Annotated in this window: 1 protein-coding gene and 1 pseudogene; both read right to left on the bottom strand. The window is 67.0% G+C overall.

Going from position 1 to position 703, the window contains the following annotated elements:
* A pseudogene (locus EXE42_RS16220) lies at positions 1 to 316 on the bottom strand (sugar ABC transporter permease); the annotation flags it as partial.
* 4 nt (positions 317 to 320) lie between these two features.
* On the bottom strand, positions 321 to 703 hold a 383-nt coding region (locus EXE42_RS16215), incomplete at its 5' end, for a TOBE domain-containing protein (RefSeq protein ID WP_137706982.1).

Genomic DNA, 703 nt, shown 5'->3' with positions numbered 1-703 from the left:
TCAGCGGGACGTGGACAACCATCCAGATGATGTTCTGCGGCAGCGCCCCCATCGGGTACTGGAGCGCGAGGAGGTTGTCCCAGTTGATGATCGCGTCGTCGTTGAACGTCGCGATCCACGTCTCGAACCCGGCGAACTGCCCGATCGTGAACCCGTCCCAGGTGAAGAAGCTCCCGACCGCCGAGTACAGCATCGGCCCGACGGAGAAGATGCCGAACAGCGTGAGCCCGGGGAGCATGAACACGAGGATCGCGGTGAGCTTCTCCCCGTCCACGTCCCGGTCGAGCCGGTCCTCCAGGTACGATTCGACGGACATGGTATCAGGCCACCAGCTCCCCGTCCCCGTCGTAGAGGTACGCGTCGCTCGGGTCGAACGTGAGGTGAACGCCGTCTCCCGCCGCCGCGTCCGTCGTCGGGACCTTCACGTTCACCACGGAGCCGCCCACCTCGACGTTGACCAGCACGTACTCCCCGAGCGGTTCGACCGTCTTCACCGTGCCCGGCACCGTCCAGTCCGTGTCGGGCGCCGCGGTCGACACGTCGATGTCCTCCGGCCGGACGCCCACCGAGACGGTCTGTGACGACGTCTCCGCCGGCATCGGGAGGCTGTTGCCCTCGGCGAGTTGGACGGCGCCGTCGCGGTTCTCGCCCTCGAAGAGGTTCATCGGCGGCGACCCGATGAACTTCGCGACCCAGGTGGTCC

The sequence above is a fragment of the Halorubrum sp. SP3 genome (genome assembly GCF_005435195.1).
GTDB classification, from domain to species: Archaea; Halobacteriota; Halobacteria; order Halobacteriales; family Haloferacaceae; genus Halorubrum; species Halorubrum sodomense.
This window is presented reverse-complemented; position numbering and strand designations above follow the sequence as displayed.